Below are 23975 nucleotides of genomic sequence, written 5' to 3' on the forward strand. Positions count from 1 at the left end.
AGGCGTAGACCTACAAAGTTCGGCCTACAGCGCTCGGCATTTATCACGCTTTACTTACAGATAGTCAATAAAATCTATACGGCAAGAAAACAAAGTGCCGTGACAACTATCGCAATTTACTGCGAATCCGGCATCAAATCCGCGCCGCAAACGGGCCTCACAACGCTTGCTGCGCTGCGAGGAACATCGTTGCAACGGGGTGAAGCCACGGTGAAAAAAGCCTGGCAGGCCGCCATGGGCCTCGCCAGGCCTCTGATTTGGCAGGGGTTCACTCGGTGCCGGTGTCGGCCTCGAAGCGCAAGTGTTTGACGCTGCGTCCCTTGCGGCGCACCAGTTTCAAGGCTTCTATACCGATGCGTATGTGGCGTTCAACAAATTGCGTGGTCACGCTGCGGTCGCTTAATTCCGTCTTAACGCCCTCGGGGATCATGGGCTGGTCGGAGACCAGCAGCAGCGCTCCGCACGGGATCTTGTTGGCAAAGCCTGCCGCGAAGATGGTGGCGGTCTCCATGTCGATGGCCATGCAGCGCGTACGACGCAGGTAATCCTTGAACGCGTCGTCGTGCTCCCAGACGCGGCGGTTGGTGGTGTACACCGTGCCGGTCCAGTAGTCGTAGCCAAGGTCGCGGATCATGGTGGATACGCCGCGCTGCAGCTGGAAGGCCGGCAAGGCCGGCACTTCCGGCAACAGATAGTCGTTGGAGGTGCCCTCGCCGCGGATGGCCGCGATGGGCAGGACCAGGTCGCCGATCGCGTTCTTCTTCTTGAGGCCACCGCACTTGCCCAGGAACAACGCGGCCTTGGGATGGACCGCGCTGAGCAGATCCATCACGGTGGCGGCGTTGGGGCTGCCCATGCCGAAGTTGATCAAGGTGATGCCGTCGGCGGTGGCATTGGGCATGGGCCGGTCGCGCCCGCGCACTTCCACGCCATGCCATTCGGCGAACAGGTCTACGTAGTGCCCGAAATTGGTCAGCAGGATGTGCTGGCCAAACTCCTCCACAGGCGTGCCGGTATAGCGCGGCAGCCAGTTGGAGACGATCTCCTGCTTGTCTTTCATTGAGACCCCTTGAGGTCGGCGCAACCGGGGTTGGGTTGCGCGTTACCGGCGACGCCACGCCGGCAAGATGCCAGATCAGTGGGTGCATCTTAGCGGGTGACGGGCCGCCGCTGGGCACTTTGTTGTCATTTCCTTGAACCGGCCCCGCCCACGATGGGCAGCAAGCCAAGGAGAACACCATGCTGCTGATTGGTTGGATCGTCGCCCTCGCCGTGTTCCTCGGCTTTGCCTTCGTGGGGCGCGGATGGCTGGCCTGGGTGCTGGCGCTGGCGGTGCTGTTCCTCACCTGGATTGTTCGCGGGGTGGAATCGCCACTCCTTTTATATGGACTGCTATTTGCGGCAGCCTTGGTTGCATTGGTAACTGGTTTCGCGCCGCTGCGCCGCGCCCTGTTTGCCCGCAGCCTGCTGCCCATGCTCGGCAAGGTGATGCCGCGCCTGGGCGAGACCGAACGCATCGCGCTGGAAGCGGGCACGGTGTGGTGGGATGCGCAGATCTTCTCCGGCATGCCCGATTGGAATGCGCTGCTTCGCTTCGAATGCAAGCCGCTGAGTGAACGCGAACAGGCTTTCATGGACGGCCCGGTCACCCAGCTGTGCGCCATGCTCGATGACTGGCAGGTGGAGCAGCAGCGCGACCTGCCGCCCGAGGTGTGGGACTTCATCAAGCGCGAGCGTTTCTTCGGCATGGTGCTGCCCGAGACCTATGGCGGTCTGGGCATGTCCGAAATCGGCCATTCGCGCGTGGTCACGCGCATCGCCACGCGCTCGGTCGCGGCAGCGGTGACGGTGATGGTGCCCAACTCGCTCGGCCCGGGCGAATTGCTGCTGCACTACGGCACCGAGGAACAGAAGCGCCTCTCCCTGCCCCGCCTCGCCGACGGTCGCGAAGTGCCCTGCTTCGCGCTCACCGGACCCGAAGCCGGCTCCGATGCCGCGGCCACGCAATCCGAAGGCGTGGTCGAGCGCGGATTATGGAACGGTGAAGAGGTCATCGGCCTGCGCCTGAACTGGAACAAGCGATACATCACGCTGGCCCCCGTGGCCACGCTGATCGGCCTGGCGTTCCGCTTGAAGGATCCCGATGGCCTGCTTGGCGGCGCGGTGGATCGCGGCATCACCTGCGCGCTGATCTCGCGTGACCTGCCGGGCGTGGTGATCGGGCAGCATCACGATCCCATGGGCGTGCCGTTCGCCAATGGTCCGATCGTCGGCCACGACGTGTTCGTTCCGCTCGACGCGATCATCGGCGGCGTGGCACAGGCGGGCCATGGCTGGCGCATGTTGATGGAGAGCCTAGCGGCGGGCCGTTCCATTTCGTTGCCCGCGCTTGCCGTAGGTGCGGCACAGATGGCGACGCGCATCTGCGGCGCCTACGCCACGGTACGCGAGCAGTTCGACACGCCGATCGGCCGCTTCGAGGGCATCGAAGAACCGTTGGCGCGGATTGCCGGCCTGACTTATCTGATGACGGCCACGCGCACGCTCACCTGCGGCGCGCTCGATGCAGGCGAGAAACCCGCCGTGCTCGGCTCCATCGCCAAGGCCTATCTCACCGACGCGATGCGTACCGTGGTCAGCGATGCGATGGACATCCGCGCCGGCGCCGCGATCCAGCGCGGCCCGCGCAATGCGCTCTCGCATATGTGGATGTCCGTGCCGATCGGCATCACGGTGGAAGGCGCCAACATCCTCACCCGCTCGATGATCATCTATGGCCAGGGCGCCATCCGCTGCCATCCGTGGGTGCAGAAGCTGATCGATGCGATTGCCGCCAAGGACCTCAAGGCGGTCGACAGCAGCGCGTTCGGCTACATCAACTTCGTATTCACCCGCGGCGTGCGCGCCCTGCTGCTGGGCTTGAGCGGAGCGCGCCTGGCCAGGGCGCCGGACAGCGAACTGGCGCGCCAGTACCAGCACCTCACGCGTTTCGCCTCGGCATTCGCGTTGGTGTCGGACACCTGCATGGCCACGCTGGGCGGCACGCTCAAGCGCCGCGAGAAGATTTCCGGACGCCTCGCCGATGCGCTGGCCTGGCAATACCTCGCCGCCGCCACGCTCAAGCGCTACCACGACGGCCCCAAGCTCGCCTCGCACTACGACCTGGCGCGATGGGGCGTCGCCCTGGCGCTTTATAGAACGCAGGAAGCATTGCGCGGCGTGCTGGACAACCTGCCCTCCGAGCTGGCGGCCAGCGTGGTCCGGCTGCTGGTGTTCCCACTGGGCGCGCGCTTCCAGCCGCCGTCTGATCGGCTGGGCCAACGCGCGGCGCGGGCCATCCTGGAAGATCGCGAAGCGCGCATCCACCTCACCGGCGACATCCACGTACCCGGCCCGAACGAGCCGGGACTGGGCCAGCTGGAAGCCGCGCTGGACAAGGCCGTGCGCGCCCTGCCGGTGGAGACCAAACTGCGCGATGCGATCCGAGCCGGCACGCTGGACCGCGCCGTCGGCGATGAGCTCGGCCAGCATGCGCTGGCTGCCGGCATCATCACGCAGGCCGAGTTCGACGCGCTCAGCGAGGCGGACGAGGCACGCGACGCCGTGGTGCAGGTGGATGCCTTCGATCCGGACATCTACCGGCAGCTGCGTTGACCATGCCCGTGGCGACCTATCCAGCGAACCAAACCGCCCGGGCCCATGTCCCAACGGTCAGGGTCGGCACATGCGAGGGTGCGTGCTATGTTGGCCGCGCTTGTCATAGGGGAGTCACATTATGCGGATGGGTATAGCGATCGATGCCGCCTGCGATCTGCCGCAGGCATTTCTGCAAAAGCACAACATCGCGGTGATGCCCATCACCATCCGCATCGACGATGAAATCTTCATGGACAACCGCAACCAGGTCGAGCTGCATCGCTTCCTGGATCGCAACCTGGGCAGTCGCAGCCACTCGGCCGAAACGATTCCCTGCTCCGTCGAAGACGTGCAGAAGCTGTTCCTCGACAAGCTGGTGCTGGAGCGGGACTGCGTGTTCTGCCTCACCATCACCGCCACGCGCAGCGCCATCAACGACCATGTGGTCAAGGCCAGCTTCGCCGTGTTGAAGCACTACCGCGAAGTGCGCGAGAAGAACGGCCTCACCGGCCCGTTCCTGATGCGCGTGATCGACACCCGCACGCTGTTCGCCGGTTCGGGCCCGGCCATCGTCGAGGCCACGCGGCTGATCGATGCCGGCGAAGTGCCCGCCGCCATCCGCGAACGCCTCACCTATGTCGCCAACAATTCCTACGGCTACATGCTGCCGCGCGATCTCTACTACCTGCGTGCGCGCGCCAAGAAGAAAGGCGACCGCAGCGTGGGCCTGGTCAGCGCCATGCTTGGCTCGGCGCTGGACATCAAGCCGCTGCTGCGCGGCTACCGCGGCGAGACCAGTCCCGTGGGCAAGGTGCGCGGCTTCGAGCACGGCGCGGAAACCTTGTTCAATTACACGGCCAAGCGCGTGCAGGCCGGCCTGCTGGTGCCTGCCGTATGCGTGAGCTATGGCGGCGATCTGGCCGAACTGGCCAAGCTGCCCGGTTACGCCACGCTGCGCGCCGCCTGCGAGGAACGTGGCGTGGAACTGATGGAAGCACCCATGAGCATCACCGGCATGGTCAACGTGGGCGAAGGCGCGGTGACACTGGGCTTTGCCGCCGAGGAACACGTCGCCGAGTTCTGAGCGGGCGCGCCTCAGGAGGTTTTACATGATCCGCCTGTGCATCCTCGCTTCACTCCTGCTGCTTGGCCTGCCGGTCATGGCGGGCACGGCGTATCAATGCACGGACGCGAACGGCAAGCTGACCTTCCAGGACAAACCCTGCAGCGCCAACCAGCGCCAACAGGTGCTGCAACTGGACGACTCCCAGCCCGTCACGCCACCGCCTCCCCCAGCGACCGACACGCCAACCTTCGAACCCGTACCGCCGCCACCGCCGCCGCCACAACCGATGGCTGCGCTGCCCCTCATGTACGGCTGCGTGCGCGCGACCGATGGCAAGCCCTATATGAGCGACAACGGTGACCCGCAGCCCTATCAGGTGCCCTACGGCATCCTCGGTGCGGGCTCGCTGCCGCTGTCGCAGGTCTACGGCGGCCCCAACGCCGCCGGCGCATCCGCCCCCGAACTCAATCGCGGACGCATCCGACCGGGCCTGATCGCCAATTACTATGTCTGGGTGCAGGACCAATGCCGCGAATTGACGCGCGCAGAAACCTGCCACGCCCTGCGCGATGCCTTCGACGAGAACGCCACCAAACTTCGCCGCGCCTTCAAGAGCGACCAGCCGCCACTGGAACAACGCGAGCGGGAACTGCACGCGCAACTGCAGAACTGCTGAGCGAAGTTTGCGCAATGCCATGCAAGTGCGCGCCGCGCAAGGCGCGCAGCGAGTTGTCCACAGGGTTGCTACCAGGGTTTCCCCAATGGCTGTGGAAAACACGCACCGCCCTGGTGAATGATTGCGCAGGATGCTGAAACTTGTGTGGTGGCAGGAGCTTGGGTCTTCTATCCACAGGCTTATGGGCTAGTGATCCACATAGGCTGTGGATAGGAGCTGGCAGCTGCGGTCCGCACGAGTGATCTTCGCGCGACTGGTCGCCTGCAAGACGGCCTTCTTACCAACTATCGCGGCGCGGATGCCGCACCAGATCGAGCAACGCTCGCTTGTCTGTGGGAGCGCACCCTGTGCGCGACAAACCTACGGAGCAGTACACCGCAACGTGGCTGTCGCGCACAGGGTGCGCTCCCACAAGTAACCAACCTGTTCCGGATCCGATATCCACAACCCTGTGTACCCCTTGTAGGAGCGCACCTTGTGCGCGACCGCAGCGCTGGGATGTACCGCTCCGTTGGCTGGTCGCGCACAAGTGCGCTCCTACAACAAACCAACGCCCCGCACGGCAGGGTGTCACCTGGCTCTTGATCCGGCTTTTGACCCTTCGGGGTCCCCGTATGACGCGGCGGGCGGGTGNNCAGGCGAGCCAGGTCGCGATCGCGCGACAACCGAGCGCACAGTCACTGGATGACCAGCCATTCGCCTGTAAAAAAGCGCCAACTGCTTTCGCAGGAATGACGTTCAAAACATGGCCAGCGCCAGGATGACGAGCTAAAAGCAAGGGAGTGCTAAAGACGCGGCCTTCCAAGCGCCCAAGACACCAGACCCCCTAAAACCCGAAATTAAGAAACCCCCCATCCACCGCCAACACCTGCCCCGTGACATAACTGGCCGCCGGCAGGCACAGAAAAGCGATCGCCGCCGCCACCTCCTCCGGCTCCCCGATCCGCCGCAACGGCGTGCGATCAAGCACCTCATCCAGGTACTCGTCATTGGCCAATGCAGGTTCGGAACGCTGCGTGCGGATATACCAGGGCGCCACCGCGTTGACGCGAATGCCATCGGCCGCCCACTCCGCCGCCAGATTGCGCGTGAGCTGATGCAGCGCCGCTTTCGACATCCCGTAGGCCGAGCCCGTACGCACATGCGTGATGCCCGAAACAGAGCCCACATTCACGATCGCCGCGTTCGCGTGCTGCACCAGTTGCGGGTGGGCAAGGCGGCACATCTCGAAGGCGGAGAACAGGTTCTGTTCGAAGATCGCCCGGTAGTCGTCCTCGCGATAGGCCAAGGTCGGCGCGGGCTGGTTGCCGCCGGCGTTGTTGACCAGCAGGGACAGCGGTGCGCCCAGATCCGCGATCCAGTCGAACACCGCCAGGCGCTCTTCCTGTTCGCCCAGGTCGGCGCCGAAGGCCAGCACGTCGATACCGGGGAAATCGTCCACCAGCTCCACGCGCACCTGTTCCAGGTAATCGGCGTCGCGCGCCACCAGCAGCAGGTTGGCGCCCAGCGCGGCCAATTCGCGGGCGGTGGCGTAGCCGATGCCCTTGCTGGCACCGGTGATCAAGGCGGTATGTCCCTGCAGCTGCCAGGCGTCGATGCGTGCGTTCATGGGCCGAGCTTAGAACGCGACCACGTTTCCCGCCAAGCGCTGGCGGCTACCATGGGCACGCAACTCCGACTCCAACCCTGTTGAAGGCTCCTGCATGAAACAGCTCGCTGCCCTGCCATGCCTGCTCGCCCTGGCCGCCTGCTCCGGCAAGCCGCCGGCACCGGTATCGGCGCCTGCCGCCGCCAGCACCGCGCGCGTGGCCACGCCGTGGGATGACATGGAGAAGGCCAAGCAGCGCGCCGCCGACGTGCAGAAGACCGTCGACGAGCAAGCGAAGAAGCAGCAGCAACAACTGGACGCCGCCGAGCAATAGGCCGCCCTCGCGGCCAGCGGACTTGGCAGTGGACGTCCACACGTGCATCGTGTCCGGCATGAACGTCCATCATGATGAACTATCCGCCGCGCCTTTGCTGGAGATCGACGATGCCAGCGTGATGCGCGGCGAGCGGCTGATCCTCGATCGTTTCAGCCTGCGCATCGGCGCTGGCGAACACACCGCCATCCTGGGTGCGAACGGCGCCGGCAAGTCCACCTTGGTGCGCCTGATCACGCGCGAACTCTATCCGCTCGCGCGCGGCGATGGCCATGCCGCCATGCGCGTGTTCGGGCGTGAGCGCTGGCATGTCTCCGATCTGCGTGGACTGCTCGGCATCGTTTCCCCGTCGCTGCAGCACGACTGCACCAGCGATGCCACGCTGGAAGTATCCGAGGCCGTGCTGTCGAGCTTCTTCGCGGCGCAACGGCTGGGGCTGGACCATCGCGTCACCCCGTCGATGCGCGAGCGCGCCAGCGTGGCGTTGGAACAGGCCGGGGCCACGCATCTGCTCGGGCGTTCGATGGCCAGTCTGTCCACCGGTGAGGCGCGACGCGTATTGATCGCGCGTGCCCTGGTGCACCAGCCCAAGGCGCTGCTGCTGGATGAACCCTGCGCAGGCTTGGATATGGCGAGCCGCCGGCGTTTCCTGGAAAACCTGCGCGGCCTCGCACGCCACGGCACGACACTGCTGCTGGTAACGCATCACGTGGAAGAGATCCTTCCGGAGATCCAGCACGTGGTGCTGCTGCGCGACGGCCGCCTGCTCAAGCAAGGCGCCAAGGCCGACGTGCTTACCGACGCCCTGCTCTCGGACACGTTTGGCATGCCCGTGTGCGTCGAACGTCATGGCGATTATTTCAACGCCGCCATCGAGTAGGCGTTTGGACGTCCATCGGCAAGACCGACATCTCCAGGCCGCGTCGCGCACTCGACGCCCATAAAAAAGCCGCCGCCGGAATCCGGCGGCGGCTCGACTATCGGAACATCCGGCTCAGCGCGGCGTGCAGAAGCAATACGCGTACACGTTCGGCCGGCCGGACTGCGCCGTGCGCAGTAGCTTCAGCTCCGGCGCGAACGCATCGACATGCGCCACCCACGACGGCAGCTGCACGCCGTAGGACTGCGCCATCTGCACCATCGCGTTGTCGTTGAGGCTGATCACGAACTGCTCGAAGCCGCCCAGCGGTTCCTCGACATAACGCACCGGCGCGCTCTTGCCGAGCTTGGCGCGCTGCTGGGCGTCGGCGACGGCTTCGCCGAGGCCGCCGAGCTGATCGATCAGGCCGCGATCCAGCGCCTGCTGGCCCGTCCACACGCGGCCCTGCGCAATCGTATCGATCGCGTCATACGGCTTGCCGCGCGCCTTGGCCACCTGGCCGACGAAATCGCGGTAGCCCTTTTCGATGGTGGCCTGGATCACCGTGCCCACTTTGGGATCCAGCGGACGGGTGATGTCGAATGCGCCGGCCAGCGGACTGGTGCCCACGCCGTCGCTCTTCACGCCCAGCTTGTCCAGGGTACCGGGCACGGTGAGCACCATGCCGAAGATGCCGATGGAGCCGGTGATGGTATTGGGCTCGGCGTAGATGCGATCGGCATTCATGGAGATCCAGTAGCCACCGCTGGCGGCCACGTTGCCCATCGACACCACCACCGGAATGCCGGCCTCGCGCGTCAACGCCACTTCGCGACGGATCTGCTCGGCGGCATAGACTTCGCCGCCCGGCGAGTTGACGCGCAACACCAAGGCCTTGGTGCGCTTGTCCTCACGCGCGGCGCGGATCAGGGCCGCGGTGGAATCGCCACCCACGGTGCCCTGCGGCTGCTTGCCGCCGGAAATCTCACCCTCGGCCACCACCACCGACACGCCCGGCGTGGTCGAGCTGTCTTCGGTCACCGTGTCGGCATAACGCTGCAGCGAGACCTGGCGGAAACCCTCGCCCTTCCTGCCGGCGGGTACGCCTTCCTTGCGCATCATCGCGATCACTTCGGCCGGCGTGGCCACGCCATCGACCAGATGCTGATCGAGCGAGAGCTGGCCCAGGTCACCCTTGGCGCTGGCGATCTTCTCCGGCAGCGAGTCGATGTCCAGGCGCAGCGTGGCCGGATCGAGCTTGCGCAGCTTGGCCACTTCGTTGATGTAGGTATCCCACAGCCCGCCCATCCAGAAGCTGTCCGCTTCCTTCGATTCGGGCGAGGCATGGTCAAGGATGTACGGCTCCGCCGCGCTCTTGAACTGGCCGACACGGAACAGGTGCACGTCCACGCCCAGCTTGTCGAGCAGGTCCTTGTAGAACAGGCGGTAGTTGGCCAGGCCCGTGATCATCACGCCGCCCTGCGGATCGACCAGCACGCGGTCGGCATGGGCGGCGAGGTAGTACTGGCCCTGGTCCAGGCTCGGCGACCACACGATCACCGGCTTGCCGGCGGCACGGAAGCGATCGAGCGCCGCGCCCACTTCGCGCAGCGCGGCAAAGCCGCCGCCCTGCAGCTCGCTCGGCTCGAGCAGGATGCGGGTGATGCGCGAGTCCTTGGCGGCCGCGTCGATCGAGCCGACCAGGTCGCGCAACTGGATCTGCTTGGGCGGATGGCCCGACAGGCTGGCCAGCGCACGCTGCATCGGCTCGATGCTGTACTGCTCGACCAGTTCGCCCTTGGGCTGGATCACCAGCACGCTGTCGCTCTGGATGAAGTGCTCGGTGCGCGCGCCGGCAAAGCCGACCAGGATGATCAACAGCACGATCAGCAGCAGCGCAAAGAACACCAGGTTGAGTATGGTCAGCCTGACGATGTTGATGCCGCGCCCGAGGACGCAGAGAAAGGCCCAAAAACCGTTGGGGCGGCGCTCCGTCATTGCTTGGTTCCTCAGGATGACCATCACAGCGTAGCTGTTCGCAGGGCGCAGGTCATGTGGGGCAAACGGCACATGGCGGCCGCCGCGAGGGCGTCCCATCCAACGGCGGGACAGCGCCCTCCGGCAAGCTCAGGCAGGACGCTGCCAGCGATCGTGGAAGGCGCTGCGGCAGAGCCGGGTGAACAGCAGGATGGCGGCCATGGTGAGCCCGGCGATCAGGCCGATCCACATGCCGCGCGCGCCCATGCCGTGACGGAACGCCAGCCACCAGCCCACCGGCATGCCCACGCCCCAGTAGGCGAACAAGGTGATCACCATCGGCACGCGGGTGTCCTTGAGACCGCGCAGCGCGCCGTTGGAGGTGACCTGGATGCCGTCGGAAAACTGGAACAGGCCGGCCAGCACCATCAGCTGCGCAGCCAGCGCGATCACACCGACATCGTGCGTGTACATGCGCGCAAGGAAGTGCGGCAGGCCCAGCATCACCGAGGAGGAGACGGTCTGCACCAGCAGCGCCAGCGCGACACCGCACAGCGCCGCATAACGCACGCCCTGCGCATCGCCGCGCCCCACCGCGTTGCCCACGCGCACGGTGATCGCCATCGACAGGCCCAGCGGCACCATGAAGGCCACGGTCGCCACGCTCAGCGCCACCTGATGGCTGGCCACCACCGTTTCGCCCAGGGTCGCGATGGCCAGCGCCACCGCCACGAACAGGCCGCCTTCGGCCAACAGCGTGACCGCCATCGGACCGCCGATCTTGACCAGGTCGAGGATCATTTTCGGCTTCGGCCACGCCAGGCCGGCGCGCAGGTGCGCATCGGCATACGCGGGGTGCTTGATCACGAACCACAGGAAGGCAAGCATTTCCAGCCACAGCACCGTGGCGGTGGCGATGCCGCTGCCCAGCGAACCGAGCGCCGGCAGGCCGAACTTGCCGTACATCAGCACATAGCCCAGCGGCGCCAGCACCAGCAGCCCGCCGAAACCGAAATACATCGACGGCCGCGTCATCGACAGGCCCTCGGACAGGCCGCGGATGGCGAAGTAGCTGGTCATCGCCGGGGCCGCCCAACTGATGGCGTGCAGGAAGTGCATGACATCCTCGCGCAGCGTCGGCACCACGCCGATCCAGTCGAGCAGCGGCGTCGCGTGGCGCACCAGGAACCACAGCACGATGCCCATCGCCCAGGCCAGCCACATGGCCTGCACGAATACCGCGCCCACTTCGTGGCGACGGCCGGCGCCATCGAGCTGCGCCACCGACGGCGGCACCGCCATCATCATGCCCAGGCCAGTGACCAGGGCCAGCGCCCAGATGCTGACCGCCGTGGTGACGGCCGCCTGCACGTGCGCACTCAGATGCCCCGCGAGCACGGCATCGACGAAGTTCGGACCCACCGCGGCCAACTGCGCGGCGATCAGGGGAAGGGCAAGACGCACCGTGGCGCCGACCTCGCGCGCCACCCTGGCGCGATCGGGGCGGAAAGACAGCATAAAGAGACTCCTTGGCCGCACATTCTAGCGCAGCCCCGTCGCCAGCCCTCCGACAGCGGCTGTGGAAACGAGCCCACGGCAGCTGTCTGCGCTGGCTGCTTGTGCCAAGATCGCCCGCTGATTGACCCGGGGGATGTGCATGAAGAAGGAAATCGTGTCGTTCGAGGGCGTGCACTGCGCCAATTGCAGTGCGCCGATGCAGGGGGAGTTCTGCCACGAATGCGGGCAATCCATCCACACCGTGCTGCGCCCCATGCACCACATGGTGGAAGACACACTGGACCTGGTGCTGCATGTGGATGGCCGCGTGATCCACACCCTGCCCCCGCTGTTCCTGCGTCCGGGCTTCCTCACCCTGGAGTACTTCGCCGGCCGCCGGCAGCGCTACGTGGCGCCGTTCCGTTTGATGTTCGTGCTGTCGCTGCTGGCGTTCTTCATGTGCCACCTGGTGGTGGGCAATATGGACATCCTCAAGGTCCACAGCGAAGCCAGCGAAGGCACCGGCCAGTTTGCCCACGACCTCACGCCCACCGCCGTGCGCACGCACTACGCGCAGGTGCGCAAGGACCTCGAGGCGGCCTCCGGCCAGACCGACGAGAAAAGCAGGAAAAAATTCAATCGCCCGCTCAGCATCGAGCGCGACCATGCCAACCATCGCCTGATGCAGCTGGGTGCGTCGCCGCTGACGGATACGGGCGTGGACGAAGGCAAGTTCGAGTCGATCCCATTGCAGTCGACTCCCATCCATATCTCCTGGCTGCCCGAAGCGCTCAACCACAGCCTCAACCGATCGGTGGCGCGGGCCGGGACCAATTTCACCGACATCCAGGCCGGCGGCGAGCGCGCCGCTGACGCGCAGGAGCGCATCACCTCCGCCGTATTCCACGTGTTGCCCCAGACCATGTTCGTGCTGATGCCGCTGTTCGCCCTGCTCCTGAAGTTCACCTACATCTTCAAGCGCCGGCTCTATATGGAGCACCTGATCGTGGCCCTGCACAGCCACGCCTTCCTGTTCCTGACCCTGATGCTGGGCATGGGCGGATACATGCTCTACGTCTGGCTGGTGCCCCATGCCCCCTGGCTGGGTACACCCTTCGTTCTGGCCGCCTGGGCGCTCGGAGCCTGGGCGCTGGCCTACCTGCTGCTGATGCAAAAGCGGGTCTACCGGCAGGGCTGGTTCATGACCATCCTGAAGTACCTGTTCGTGGGCTGGTGCTACACCTTCATGGCCATTTTTGCCCTGACCTTTGCCGCGGTCCTGGGCATCGCCAACTAGGCCGCGGCTGCGCGGGCTTTTGTGACACAAATCACACACAAATCGCGCAGCGGCGCGGTTTCGCGGCACCCCAAAAGCGCTTCCAAGCGGGGTTTTGCACAGCGTCACATGGCTGTCAAGGCAAGTCCCGTGCCTGTGGCAGTTAGATGAACCCCAGCGTAGCGATAATTTTAAGTGACTGTTTTTGCTTGGCTTTACTTGCTGGCTAAAACTTGAACAGCGCGTACTGAAGGGCGTTTTCATGCGCCCTAGAGGCCTCCCTCAACGCACCATCCACAGAGTTATCCACAGACCTTGTGGATAAGCTCAAAAGACCCCTGCCAATAGTCACTTAGCTCTCTTTCCTAGATGACGGGGCAGCAAGAACCTGCAAGCCGCCGCCGGGCCCTCAAACAGCTTTTGAGAGGGTTTCATCCGGCTGAAATCTCACGGGGTGAAACGGCCCGGTTACACTGTTGTGCCGAGAGGTATTCATGCCCGCCGTTCTTCGCGTCGCCCTGCCGGTACCCCTGCCCACCCTGTTCGACTACCTGCCGCCGGCGAGCGGTGAGGCGGTCGCGGGCAGCCGTGTGCTGGTGCCGTTCGGCAAGGGCAAGTCGGTGGGTGTGGTGGTGGAGGCCAACGTGGAGTCGGCCGTGAGCCATGGCCGACTCAAGCGCGTGCTGCGGGTGCTCGACGACGCTCCCTTGCTCGACACCGAGTTGATGGCCACGCTCGCCCGCGCCGCCGACTACTGGCTTGGCGCCCCGGGCGAGGCTTATGCCAACGCCCTGCCCCTGGCTTTGCGCGAGGATCGCGCGCTCCCCGACCTGCACGACGAAGCCTGGGCGCTGACCGAAAGCGGGCGCAGTGCGCTGGATGCCGGAAGCCGACGCGGCGGCAGCCGCGCCCTGCTCGACGCCTTGTCCCGCGGACCGCAAACCGCCGAGCTGCTGCACGAGATGCTGCCTGGCTGGCGCGATGCGGCCCGCCGGCTCGACCAGGCCGGCTTGATCGAGCGCACCCAGTCCCAGGCCGCCGAACCGCCGCGGCTCACCGAGGCGCCCTCGTTGAGCGACGAGCAGCAGCAGGCCGTGCAGACCATCGGCGAATCGCTCGGCCGCTTTCAGCCCTTCCTGCTCGATGGCGTCACCGGCAGCGGCAAGACCGAGGTCTACCTCGCCCTGATCGAAAACGTGATCGCGCAGGGCAAGCAGGCGCTGCTGCTGGTGCCGGAGATCGGCCTCGCGCCGCAGACCGTGCGCCGCCTGCGCGACCGCCTGGGCGTCGCCGTGCAGGTGCTGCATTCCAACCTGGCCGAAGGCGATCGCGCACGCGCCTGGCTGCGCGCACGTTCGGGCGAGGCGAAGGTGATCCTCGGCACGCGCTCGGCGATCTTCACGCCGCTGCCGCAGGCCGGCCTGATCGTGGTGGATGAAGAACACGACAGCGCATACAAGCAGCAGGAAGGCTTCCGTTATCACGCCCGCGATCTGGCGATCCTGCGTGGCCGCGCGCTGAATGTCCCAGTGGTGCTCGGCTCCGCCACGCCCTCGCTGGAATCGCTGGCCAATGTGCAGGCGGGCCGCTATCGCGCGCTGCATCTGCGCGCCCGGCCGGGTGCCGTGCGCGCGCCGCAGGTGCAGATCGTGGACATGCGCGCGCAACGTCTCGACCACGGTCTTTCGCCGACGCTGCTCGCCGCGGTCGGCGACACCGTGGCGCGCGGCGAACAGGTGCTGGTGTTCCGCAATCGTCGTGGCTATGCACCGGTGCTGCTGTGCTACAGCTGCGGCTGGCACGCGGAATGTCCGCGGTGCGAACACCCGATGACGTTCCACTCCGGGCGTCGCGCGCTGATCTGCCACCACTGCGATTACACCGCGCGCCCGCCGGCGCAGTGCCCGTCGTGCACCGCGCCGGATCTGAAGCCTCAAGGCCAGGGCACCGAGCGACTGGAGGAAGCGTTGACCGCGCAGTTCCCGGACGTGCCGGTGTTGCGTATCGATCGCGAGACCACCCGTCGACGCGATTCGTTCGAACAATTGCTGGAAGGCCTGCACGAGGACAAGCCCGCCATCCTGGTCGGCACGCAAATGCTGGCCAAGGGCCACGACCTGCCCAACCTCACCCTCGTCGCCATCGTTGGCGTCGATGAAGGCCTGCTCAGCGTGGATTTCCGCGCCAGCGAGCGACTCGCGCAACTGGTGGTACAGGTGGCGGGCCGCGCGGGCCGCGCGAAGAAACCGGGCCGCGTGCTGCTGCAGACCCACCATCCGGATCATCCCCTGCTGCGCCAGCTGCTCTCGCAAGGCTATGCCGCGTCGGCGCAAAGCTTGCTCGACGAACGGCGCACCGTGCAGTTGCCGCCGTTCGGGCATCAGGTGCTGTTGCGCGCCGACGCGCACCAGCGCGAGCACGTGGATGCCTTCCTTGCCGAAGCAGCGCAAGCACTGGCTGGCTTGCCGCTGCAGCTCGCCGGACCGATGCCTGCACCGATGCCGCTGCGCGCCGGTCGTCATCGCGGCCAGCTGCTGATCGAAGCGGAGACGCGCGGCGCGCTGCATGGCGCATTGCGCCCCTGGTATCCCGCATTGTCGACGCTGCCTTCGGCGCGTCGCGTGCGCTGGTCGCTCGACGTGGACCCGATCGATCTCTATTGACCGGGCGACGACGACAAGACCTTCACGATACTCACCTTGAAAGGAGCATCCGATGGAAGGCAACGCATCGTCCGATCCACGTCCCCATGTCGTCATCCTCGGCGGCGGTTTCGGCGGTCTCGCCGCCGCACGCGAACTGGCCGACGCGAATGTCCGCGTCACGCTGATCGATCGGCGCAATCATCATCTGTTCCAGCCACTGCTCTACCAGGTCGCCACGGCAGGCCTTTCCGCGCCGTCGATCGCCGCACCGCTGCGGCAGATCCTGCAGAAGGACAAGCACGTCACCGTTCTGATGGACGAAGCACTCGACGTCGACCTCGATCGCCGCATCGTGCATCTGGCGCAAGGCGAACTGCCCTATGACGCCTTGATCGTCGCCACCGGCGCCACCCACGCCTACTTCGGCCATGACGAGTGGGAGCGCTATGCGCCAGGCCTGAAGACGCTGGAAGACGCTTTCACCATCCGCCGTCGCGTGCTGATCGCGTTCGAACGCGCCGAGCGCGAAGAGGATCCGGCGAAACGACAGGCGTGGCTCAATTTCGTGGTAGTCGGCGGCGGCGCCACCGGCGTGGAACTGGCCGGCACACTGGCGGAAATCGCACGCCACACTTTGCCGCGCGAGTTTCGCCGCGCCGATCCGCGCATGGCCAACGTGCTGCTGGTCGAGGCCGGTCCGAAACTGCTGCCGGCCTTCGCGCCCGACCTCACCGAAAAAGCCCGGCGCCAGCTGGAAAAACTGGGTGTGGAAGTGCGCCTGAACACCTCCGTCACCGCCATCGACGAACACGGCGTGATGCTGGGCGACACGCCGTATCCCGCGCGCACCGTGCTATGGGCGGCCGGCGTCGCCGCGTCGCCGCTGGGTGCTCGCCTGGGTGCGCCGGTGGATCGCGCAGGGCGCGTGCTGGTGGAAGCAGATCTCAGCCTGCCCGGTCATCCCGACGTGTTCGTGATCGGCGACCTGGCCAGCGTGACCCAGGCCGACGGCAAGCCCGTGCCGGGCGTGGCGCCGGCGGCCAAACAGATGGGGCACCACGCCGCGGCCACGCTCAAGGCCCGCTGGCGCGGCGAGACCGCGACCAAGCCGTTCCGCTATCGCGACGATGGCTCGCTCGCCACCATCGGGCGCATGGCTGCCGTGGCCCAGTTTGGCCGCGTGAAACTGTCCGGCCTGCTGGCCTGGTGGGTCTGGCTGATCGCCCACATCGCCTTCCTGATCGGCTTCCGCAACCGGCTGGTGGTGATGCTGGACTGGGCCTGGGCGTATTGGACCTACCAGCGCCATGCCCGCATCGTCACCGGCATCGATGAGCGGACCACCTCGACATCGACTTTGCCGCGCGACGCTTAGGGTGGACAATCACGGTTTTCCAAGCCGGATATCGCCGTGTCTTCCCAACTCGAACAACTGCGCCAGTACACCACCGTGGTCGCCGACACCGGTGATATCGAAGCCATCGCCCGCTGGCGCCCGGTGGATGCCACCACCAACCCGTCGCTGCTGCTCAAGGCCATCGAGAATCCGAAGTTCGCGCCCCTGATCGAGGAATCGGTGGCGTGGGCCAAGGGCCAGAGCAACTCGCGCGAACAGCAGCTGGTGGATGCCAGCGATCACCTCGCCGTCGCCGTGGGCCGCAAGATCGTCGACATCGTGCCCGGCCGCGTCTCCACCGAAGTGGATGCACGCCTGTCGTTCGATGTGGACGCCTCCATCGCCAAAGCCGAGCGCCTGGTCGGTTTGTATGCCGAGCACGGCGTGTCGCGCGACCGCATCCTGATCAAGCTGGCCTCCACCTGGGAAGGCATCCGCGCGGCGGAGCAGCTGGAAAAGCGCGGCATCAACTGCAACCTCACCCTGCTGTTCTCGTTCGAACAGGCCGTGGCTTGCGCCGAAGCCGGTGTGTTCCTGATCTCGCCGTTCGTCGGCCGCATCATGGACTGGTACGTGGCCAACACCGCCACCAAGACCTACGCGCCGGAAGAAGATCCGGGCGTGCAGTCCGTGCGCCGCATCTACGCCTGGTACAAGCAGCACGGCTTCAAGACCGTGGTGATGGGCGCCAGCTTCCGCAACATCGGCCAGATCCAGGCCCTCGCCGGCTGCGACCGCCTCACCATCAGCCCCGACCTGCTGGAAAAGCTCGATCAGGACAGCGCGCCGCTGCAGCGCGCCCTCAACGACAACGGCGCCACCCAGGCGGCGCCCAAGCCGATCACCGAAGCGCAGTTCCGCTGGGGCCACAACGAAGATCCGATGGCCACCGACAAGCTGGCCGATGGCATCCGCAAATTCGCCGTGGATCAGCGCAAGCTGGAGAAGCTGTTGGCGGAGAAGCTCGGCGGCTGATCGTCACGCGACTTCGAAAAGAAAAGCCCCGGCGAAAACCGGGGCTTTTTTGTTCGACACCTTCTGTGGGAGCGCACCCTGTGCGCGACGCAATCTTGCCTCACACGCTCCGATTGAGTCGCGCACAGGGTGCGCTCCCACACTTACTTGATGCCGCGCGCCTTCGCATCCGCCGTCAGATGATCCGGCGCGATCTCATCGCTCGTCCAGCCACCACCCAGCGCCCGCACCAGCTGCACGCTTGCCCGCAGCTGATTGGTCTGCAGCGACAACAAACTCAAATGCGCATTGAGCGCATCGACCTGCGCCGTGACCACGTCGAGATAGCTGTTGGCGCCCTGCTTGTACAACGCGGTGGAAAGCTTCAGCGTCTTGTCGGCCGCGTTGGTGGCGTCGTTCTGATCGACCAGGGCGTTGCCGTAGTTGTTGATCAGCGACTGGTTGTCTTCCACCTGCTGGAAAGCCGTAAGCACGGTGCCGCGATACTGCGCACTGGCTTCGTCGAACGCCGCGTGCGCCTGCGCCACCTTGGCGCGACGCAGGCCACCATCGAACACGCTCAGCAGCAGGTTCGGGCCCAACGCCCACATCTGGCTTGGCGCATTGAGCAGATTGCCCCACGCACCGCTGGACACGCCGCCGGCCGCGCTCAAGGTCAGCGACGGGAAGAACGCCGAGCGCGCCACGCCGATCTGCGAGTTCGCCTCCGCCGTACGGCGCTCGGCCGCGGCGATATCCGGGCGGCGCTGCAACAGCGTCGATGGTATGCCCACCGGAACGGTCGGCAGAGCCGGCAAATCGGTCTTCGCCTCGATCGCGAAGCTGGAGGCCGACTGTCCCACCAGCACCGCAATCGCATGCTGCAGCAGATCTCGCTGCGCCTTGGCCTGCGAGAGCTGCGACTTGGTGGACGACAGCTGCGTCTGCGCACGGTCCACATCCAACCCGGATACCGCACCGCCGGCATGCAGCGTGGTGGTCAGCTGCAGCGCGCGCTGATAGGCATCCACTGTCTTCTGCAGCAGGTCGATTTGGCGATCGGCGCCCAACAGCTGCAGATAGGTATCGGCCAGCGTCGCTTCCAGGCTGAGGCGCACCGAGGCGAGATCGGCGGCCGACGCCTGTACTTCCGCGCGGCCGGCTGCCACGTTGTCGCGTACGCGGCCCCACAGGTCCACTTCGTACGACGCCTGCAGCTGGGCCGAGTACAGGTCGTAGTACTCGGGCGATGTCGAACCGTGCAAGGGCGAGTTCAACGACTGCCGATTGCGGGTCGCGCCTGCACCTGCGGAAATCTGCGGAAACAGGTCGGCGCGGACCTGTGCCAGAACGTCGCGCGACTGCCGATAACTGGCAAGCGCGGCGGCGAGATCGGCGTTGTGCTCGATCAGCTGATCCTCGAGCCCATTGAGGCGATCGTCCCCGTACAGCTTCCACCAGCCTTCGCGCGGCAACTGGTCGGCGGGCTGCGCCGGCGTCCACGGACCGCTTTGCGGTTGATACTGTTCGGCCACCGGTGCGTCCGGCGTCTTGTACGTCGGCGCCATCGAGCAGGCGCCCAGCGCCAAGGTGGCCGCCACCGTCACGGCGAGTTTCGTGGCGATGTACTTACGCTTTGTCATGAGGCTTGCCCGCCTGCGGGTTCTTCGCAATGCGCACTTCGTCGCCGTCGGCCAGGCCGTCCGGCGGATTGATGATCACGCGATCATTGCCGACCAGGCCCGAACCCACTTCGATGGTCTTGCCGAAGTCGCGGCGGATCGTGACCTTCTTGAAGTGCACGTGGTCGCTCGCATCCAGCGTGGCGACATGCAGGCCCTTGTCGTCGAAGATCAGCGCCTCGGCCGGCACGCGCAGACCCAGCGCGCTCGAACCGATCTTGAAGCTCACGCTGGCATAGCTGCTCGGCAGCAGCTTGCCGTCCGGGTTGTCGACCAGCAGCTGCACCAGGGTGGTGCCCGAGGTTGGCGTGATCGAGCGGGCGTCCGCTTCCACCTTGGCGGTGAACGACTTGCCCGGGTACTCCGGCACGCTCAGCGTGGCTTCGTCGCCGCGATGGATCGCCGGTGCATACACCTGCGGCACGCGCACATAGACGCGCAGCTTGCTGGTGTCGGAGACGGTGAACAGCGGCGTGCCGGTACCGCTGGTGTCGGCGGTGATCAGCGCACCCACGTCGGTGTTGCGCGCCGTCACGCGGCCATCGAACGGAGCCACCAGCTTGGCGTACGACTTCAGCGCCTTCAGTCGATCGACGTTGGCCTGCGCCGAATTGGCCAGTGCCTGCTTGGCGGCGAGATCGCCGTTGAACTGGTCGACCGACTGCTGCGAGACCGAATCGGGATCGGTCTGGCGCAGTACCTGCCAGCGCTTCGCCGTGGTGCCGGCGAGCGCGGCATTGGCCTTGGCACTGGCCAGGTCGGCCAGACCCTGCAGCAGTTGCTGGTCGAGATCGGGCGTATCGATGACGCCGAGCACATCGCCCGCCTTCACCTGCGCGCCGATGTCCTTGTCCCACGACTTCAGGTAACCGCTGGTGCGGGCGAAGATCGGAGCGTTGGTGAACGCATCCATCTGCGCCGGCAATTCCAGCGGCGAGGAGCCGTTGGCGGATTCGGGTTCGGAGATGACGACCGTGGGAATGGCCTGTTCGTCGGTCCACTGGTGCAGGTTGCGCGCCTGCACGATGCGGCTGGTGACGCCGATCACCACGATGGCGCCGAAGACGACGGCAGCGATCGCGGCGGCCAGTCGCAGGCGACGCGGCGACAAGTGGACCTCAGGAAGCTGGGTATGTTCAGACATGGGCGGGTACTCCGGCATGGTCAGCCGAATCAGCGTCAGGCGCGTGCTTGTAACGCGCATGCACAATGGAGAAAACGACGGGAACGAAGATCAGCGTGGCGGTGGTCGCAAACAGCAGGCCACCGATCACGGCGCGACCCAGCGGTGCGTTCTGCTCACCGCCGTCGCCCAGGCCCAGGGCCATCGGCACCATGCCGATGATCATGGCCAGCGCGGTCATCAGCACCGGACGGAAGCGCACGAAGCCTGCCTCGCGCGCCGCCAGCGTGGCGTCGCCGTGGATGGCCAGGCGCTCGCGGCAGAAGCTCACCACCAGCACCGAGTTGGCGGTCGCCACACCCATGCACATGATGGCGCCCGTGAGTGCCGGCACCGACAAGGTGGTATGCGTGACGAACAACATCCACACGATGCCGGCGAGCGCCGCGGGCAAGGCGGTGATGATCACGAACGGATCGGTCCAGGACTGGAAGTTCACCACGATCAGCAGATAGACCAGCACGGCCGAACCCAGCAGGCCAAACAGCAGGCCGAAATAGGCGTCGTGCATGGTCTGCACCTGGCCGAGCAGCGCCACGTTCGCGCCCTTGGGCAGGTCTTTCCTGGTGTCGTCCAGCACCTTCTGGATATCGCCGGCCACGGCGCCCAGATCACGTCCCTGGATGGCGGTGTAGATCTCCACCATCGACTGGATGTTGTACTGGCTCACGATGGTGTTGCGATGCGTGCGCGTGATGTCCGCCAGCGCGCCCAGCACCTGCGCATTGCCGCCGCTCTTGGCGGTAATCGGCAGATTGCTCAGCTGTGCCAAGGAATCGAGCTGGTACTGCGGCACCTGCGCCGAGATCGGATAGGTGACGTTGTTGTCCGGATTCAACCAATAGGTCGGCGCCACCTGCGCGGTACCGGAAAGGTCGGCAATCAGGCTGTTGGTCACGTCGCCTTCGGTCAGGCCCAGCAACTGCGCACGGGTGCGGTCCACGTCGATGCGGAAGGCCGGCTGCGCCTGCGACTGCTGCAGTCGTGCATCCACCACGCCCGGAATCTGGCGCAGCTTGTTGAGCACTTCGTTGGCATAGGCGAAATTCTTCTCCAGGCTCCTGCCGCGGATCTGCAGATCGATCGGGGCGGGCGAACCGAAGTTCAGGATCTGGCTGACGATGTCCGCTGGCGGGAACGAGAACGTGGTGCCCGGGAACAACCGCGGCAGCCTTTCGCGCAGGACCTTCACGTACTCCGCGCTCGGGTGGTGGCCTTCCTTCAGCGAGATCTGGATATCGCCGTCGGACTCGCCCACTTCGCCAGTGTTGTTGTAGATCGTGTTGATCGAACTGGAATACTGGCCGATGTTGTCGATCATCGCATCGAGCTCATCCGGCGGTATCACCTGACGGATGGCCTTCTGGATGTCCGCAAACTCCGCCGCCGTGGTCTCCACGCGCGTGCCTACCGGGACGCGTGCGTGCACCAGGATCTGGCCGCCGTCGACATCGGGGAAGAAGTTGCTGCCCAGACCCGGCAACAGCGCGAACGACAACAGCACGAAGGCGAGGAAGCCGACCACGAACACCTTGCGGTTTTCCAGCGCGAGATGCAGCACGCCGCTGTATCCGGCACGGAACTTCTCGAAGCGATTGACGAAACCTTGCTGGAAGCGGCCCAGGATCGTCTTCGGCGCCGGCTGCTCGATATGCTGGCCGTGCTCGTCCACCGTGGCCGGATGCGCCTGCAACAGGTACTTCGCCATGGTCAGCACGAGCGTACGCGACAGGATGAAGGAGAAGATCATGGCGAAGATCACCGCCTCCGCCATCGGCACGAACAGGTAGCGCGCCACGCCCGGCAGGAAGAACATCGGCACGAACACGATGCAAATGCAGCACAGCGAGACGAACGCAGGCACGATGATCTGCGCCGAGCCATCCACGATCGCGGTGATGACGTCCTTGCCCTGCTCCAGGTGCCAGTTGATGTTCTCGATGGTCACCGTGGCTTCGTCCACCAGGATGCCCACCGCCAGCGCGAGGCCACCGAGCGTCATGATGTTGAGCGTCTGGCCGATCGCCGACAGCGTGAACACCGAGCCCAGCACCGCCAGCGGAATCGAGGTGGTGATGATCAAGGTGGAACGCCAGCTGCCCAGGAACAACAGGATCATCAGGCTGGTCAGCGCCGCGGCGATGATGCCTTCGCGCACCACGCCGTCGATGGAGGCGCGCACGAACACCGACTGGTCGCCGATCGGCTTGATGGTCAGGTTGTCCGGCAGCGAATCCTTCATCTCCGCAAGCTTGGCGCGCGCGCCCGCCACGATGGCGAGGGTAGAGGTGGAGCCGTTCTTCAGGATCGACAGCATGGTCGAGCGCACGCCATCCACGTGCACGATATTGGTCTGCGGCGGGGCGCCGTCGCGCACATGGGCGACATCGCGCACGTAGATCGTCGTACCGTTGACCATCTTGACCGGCAGGTCTTCCAGCTCACTCACGTGGGTGGCAGCGTTGTTCAGCTCCATCACGTATTCATATCGGCCGATCTTCTGCGTGCCGATCGGGCTGATCTGCTGCTGGTTGGCCAGCGCGTTCGCCACGTCCTGGGTGGACAGGCCACGCGCCTGCAGCGCCGCCGGATCCACGTCCAACTGCACCTGGCGCGTCTTGCCGCCGAACGGATAGGGAATCGCCGCGCCCGGCACCGTCACCAGCTGCGGGCGCAACTGGTTGAGACCAAGGTCACCCAGCTGCTGCTCGGACAGCCCCTTGCCCGACAGCGCCACCTGCAGGATCGGCACGGTAGACGCGTTGTAGTTGACGATCAGCGGCGGCGTGGCGCCGGCTGGCATCTGCTTGAGGATGGTCTGCGCAATCGCCGTCACCTGCGCATTCGCCGTGGCGATGTTCACGCCCGGCTGGAAGAAGATCTTGGTGATGCCCATGCCATTGATCGACTCCGACTCGATGTGCTCGATGTCGTTGACGGTCGTGGTGAGCACGCGCTCGAACGGCGTGTTCATGCGGCCGGACATCTGATCGGGCGTCATGCCGGTGAACTGCCAGGACACGGCGATCACCGGAATATTGATTTCCGGAAAAATGTCGGTGGGCGTACGCGCCGCGGCCATCACACCAAAGATGAGAATGGTCAGGGCGAAAACGATGAATGTATAGGGCCGCGTAAGCGCGATCCGGACGATGCCAAGCATGCGGGGGATTTCCGTGCGCGAAATGATGCGTCGCGGCAAATTT

The 23975-nt window shown here is 65.6% G+C and carries 16 protein-coding genes; 9 read left to right on the forward strand and 7 right to left on the reverse strand.

Going from position 1 to position 23975, the window contains the following annotated elements; all coding sequences use genetic code 11:
• Positions 1-268: 268 nt before the first annotated feature.
• A complete protein-coding gene (locus Y882_RS07640) occupies positions 269-1060 on the reverse strand; it encodes an AMP nucleosidase (RefSeq protein ID WP_046971312.1) in 792 nt (263 codons plus the stop codon).
• A 179-nt stretch (positions 1061-1239) separates the two neighbouring features.
• Between Y882_RS07640 and Y882_RS07645 the strand changes: the two genes are divergently transcribed.
• The 3 genes from Y882_RS07645 (at position 1240) to Y882_RS07655 (ending at position 5378) form a co-directional block, all read left to right on the forward strand.
• The gene (locus Y882_RS07645; protein WP_082121000.1) at positions 1240-3654 is read left to right on the forward strand and encodes an acyl-CoA dehydrogenase; all 2415 of its coding nucleotides are present in this window, start codon (positions 1240-1242) and stop codon (positions 3652-3654) included.
• 121 nt (positions 3655-3775) lie between these two features.
• Positions 3776-4720: a DegV family protein gene (locus Y882_RS07650; RefSeq protein ID WP_046971313.1), complete on the forward strand. Its 945-nt coding sequence runs from the start codon at positions 3776-3778 to the stop codon at positions 4718-4720.
• A 25-nt stretch (positions 4721-4745) separates the two neighbouring features.
• Positions 4746-5378, forward strand: coding sequence for a DUF4124 domain-containing protein (locus Y882_RS07655; protein WP_046971314.1), 633 nt, complete (start codon positions 4746-4748; stop codon positions 5376-5378).
• Positions 5379-6204: 826 nt separating this feature from the next.
• Here Y882_RS07655 and Y882_RS07660 read toward each other — a convergent pair.
• Positions 6205-6987 (reverse strand): SDR family oxidoreductase, encoded by a 783-nt coding sequence (locus Y882_RS07660; protein WP_046971315.1) that lies wholly within the window; start codon positions 6985-6987, stop codon positions 6205-6207.
• A gap of 94 nt (positions 6988-7081) precedes the next feature.
• Between Y882_RS07660 and Y882_RS07665 the strand changes: the two genes are divergently transcribed.
• Together Y882_RS07665 and Y882_RS07670 are read left to right on the forward strand one after the other, a co-directional pair.
• Positions 7082-7300: a hypothetical protein gene (locus Y882_RS07665; protein ID WP_046971316.1), complete on the forward strand. Its 219-nt coding sequence runs from the start codon at positions 7082-7084 to the stop codon at positions 7298-7300.
• A gap of 58 nt (positions 7301-7358) precedes the next feature.
• Positions 7359-8180, forward strand: coding sequence for an ABC transporter ATP-binding protein (locus Y882_RS07670; RefSeq protein WP_046971381.1), 822 nt, complete (start codon positions 7359-7361; stop codon positions 8178-8180).
• Positions 8181-8294: 114 nt separating this feature from the next.
• On the opposite strand, the gene sppA is transcribed toward Y882_RS07670, so the two are convergent.
• Together sppA and Y882_RS07680 are read right to left on the reverse strand one after the other, a co-directional pair.
• Positions 8295-10157: a signal peptide peptidase SppA gene (sppA, locus tag Y882_RS07675; RefSeq protein ID WP_046971317.1), complete on the reverse strand. Its 1863-nt coding sequence runs from the start codon at positions 10155-10157 to the stop codon at positions 8295-8297.
• Between the two features lie 129 nt (positions 10158-10286).
• Complete coding sequence (locus tag Y882_RS07680) at positions 10287-11654, reverse strand: MATE family efflux transporter (protein ID WP_046971318.1); 1368 nt, start codon at positions 11652-11654, stop codon at positions 10287-10289.
• 139 nt (positions 11655-11793) lie between these two features.
• Between Y882_RS07680 and Y882_RS07685 the strand changes: the two genes are divergently transcribed.
• From Y882_RS07685 to tal, 4 genes are all read left to right on the forward strand, one after another.
• Positions 11794-12930, forward strand: coding sequence for a DUF3667 domain-containing protein (locus tag Y882_RS07685; protein WP_046971319.1), 1137 nt, complete (start codon positions 11794-11796; stop codon positions 12928-12930).
• A gap of 473 nt (positions 12931-13403) precedes the next feature.
• Positions 13404-15572, forward strand: a complete 2169-nt coding sequence (locus Y882_RS07690; protein ID WP_046971320.1) for a primosomal protein N' — start codon at positions 13404-13406, stop codon at positions 15570-15572.
• Positions 15573-15624: 52 nt separating this feature from the next.
• Positions 15625-16929, forward strand: coding sequence for an NAD(P)/FAD-dependent oxidoreductase (locus Y882_RS07695; RefSeq protein WP_046971321.1), 1305 nt, complete (start codon positions 15625-15627; stop codon positions 16927-16929).
• Positions 16930-16959: 30 nt separating this feature from the next.
• On the forward strand, positions 16960-17925 hold the full coding sequence (tal, locus tag Y882_RS07700) for a transaldolase (protein WP_425479420.1): 966 nt from the start codon (positions 16960-16962) through the stop codon (positions 17923-17925).
• A 143-nt stretch (positions 17926-18068) separates the two neighbouring features.
• On the opposite strand, the gene Y882_RS07705 is transcribed toward tal, so the two are convergent.
• The 3 genes from Y882_RS07705 to Y882_RS07715 are packed head-to-tail and all read right to left on the reverse strand — an operon-like array spanning position 18069 to position 23932.
• On the reverse strand, positions 18069-19547 hold the full coding sequence (locus Y882_RS07705) for an efflux transporter outer membrane subunit (protein WP_046971323.1): 1479 nt from the start codon (positions 19545-19547) through the stop codon (positions 18069-18071).
• Positions 19534-20730 carry an efflux RND transporter periplasmic adaptor subunit gene (locus Y882_RS07710; protein WP_046971324.1) on the reverse strand — a complete coding sequence of 399 codons (1197 nt, stop codon included), beginning with the start codon at positions 20728-20730 and terminating at the stop codon, positions 19534-19536. The genes Y882_RS07705 and Y882_RS07710 overlap by 14 nt, the downstream gene beginning before the upstream one ends.
• The gene (locus Y882_RS07715) at positions 20723-23932 is read right to left on the reverse strand and encodes an efflux RND transporter permease subunit (protein WP_046971325.1); all 3210 of its coding nucleotides are present in this window, start codon (positions 23930-23932) and stop codon (positions 20723-20725) included. Before Y882_RS07715 ends, Y882_RS07710 begins: the two co-directional genes overlap by 8 nt.
• Positions 23933-23975: the final 43 nt, after the last annotated feature.

Origin of the sequence: Dyella japonica DSM 16301 (genome assembly GCF_001010355.1) — a bacterium.
GTDB classification, from domain to species: domain Bacteria; phylum Pseudomonadota; class Gammaproteobacteria; order Xanthomonadales; family Rhodanobacteraceae; genus Dyella; species Dyella japonica.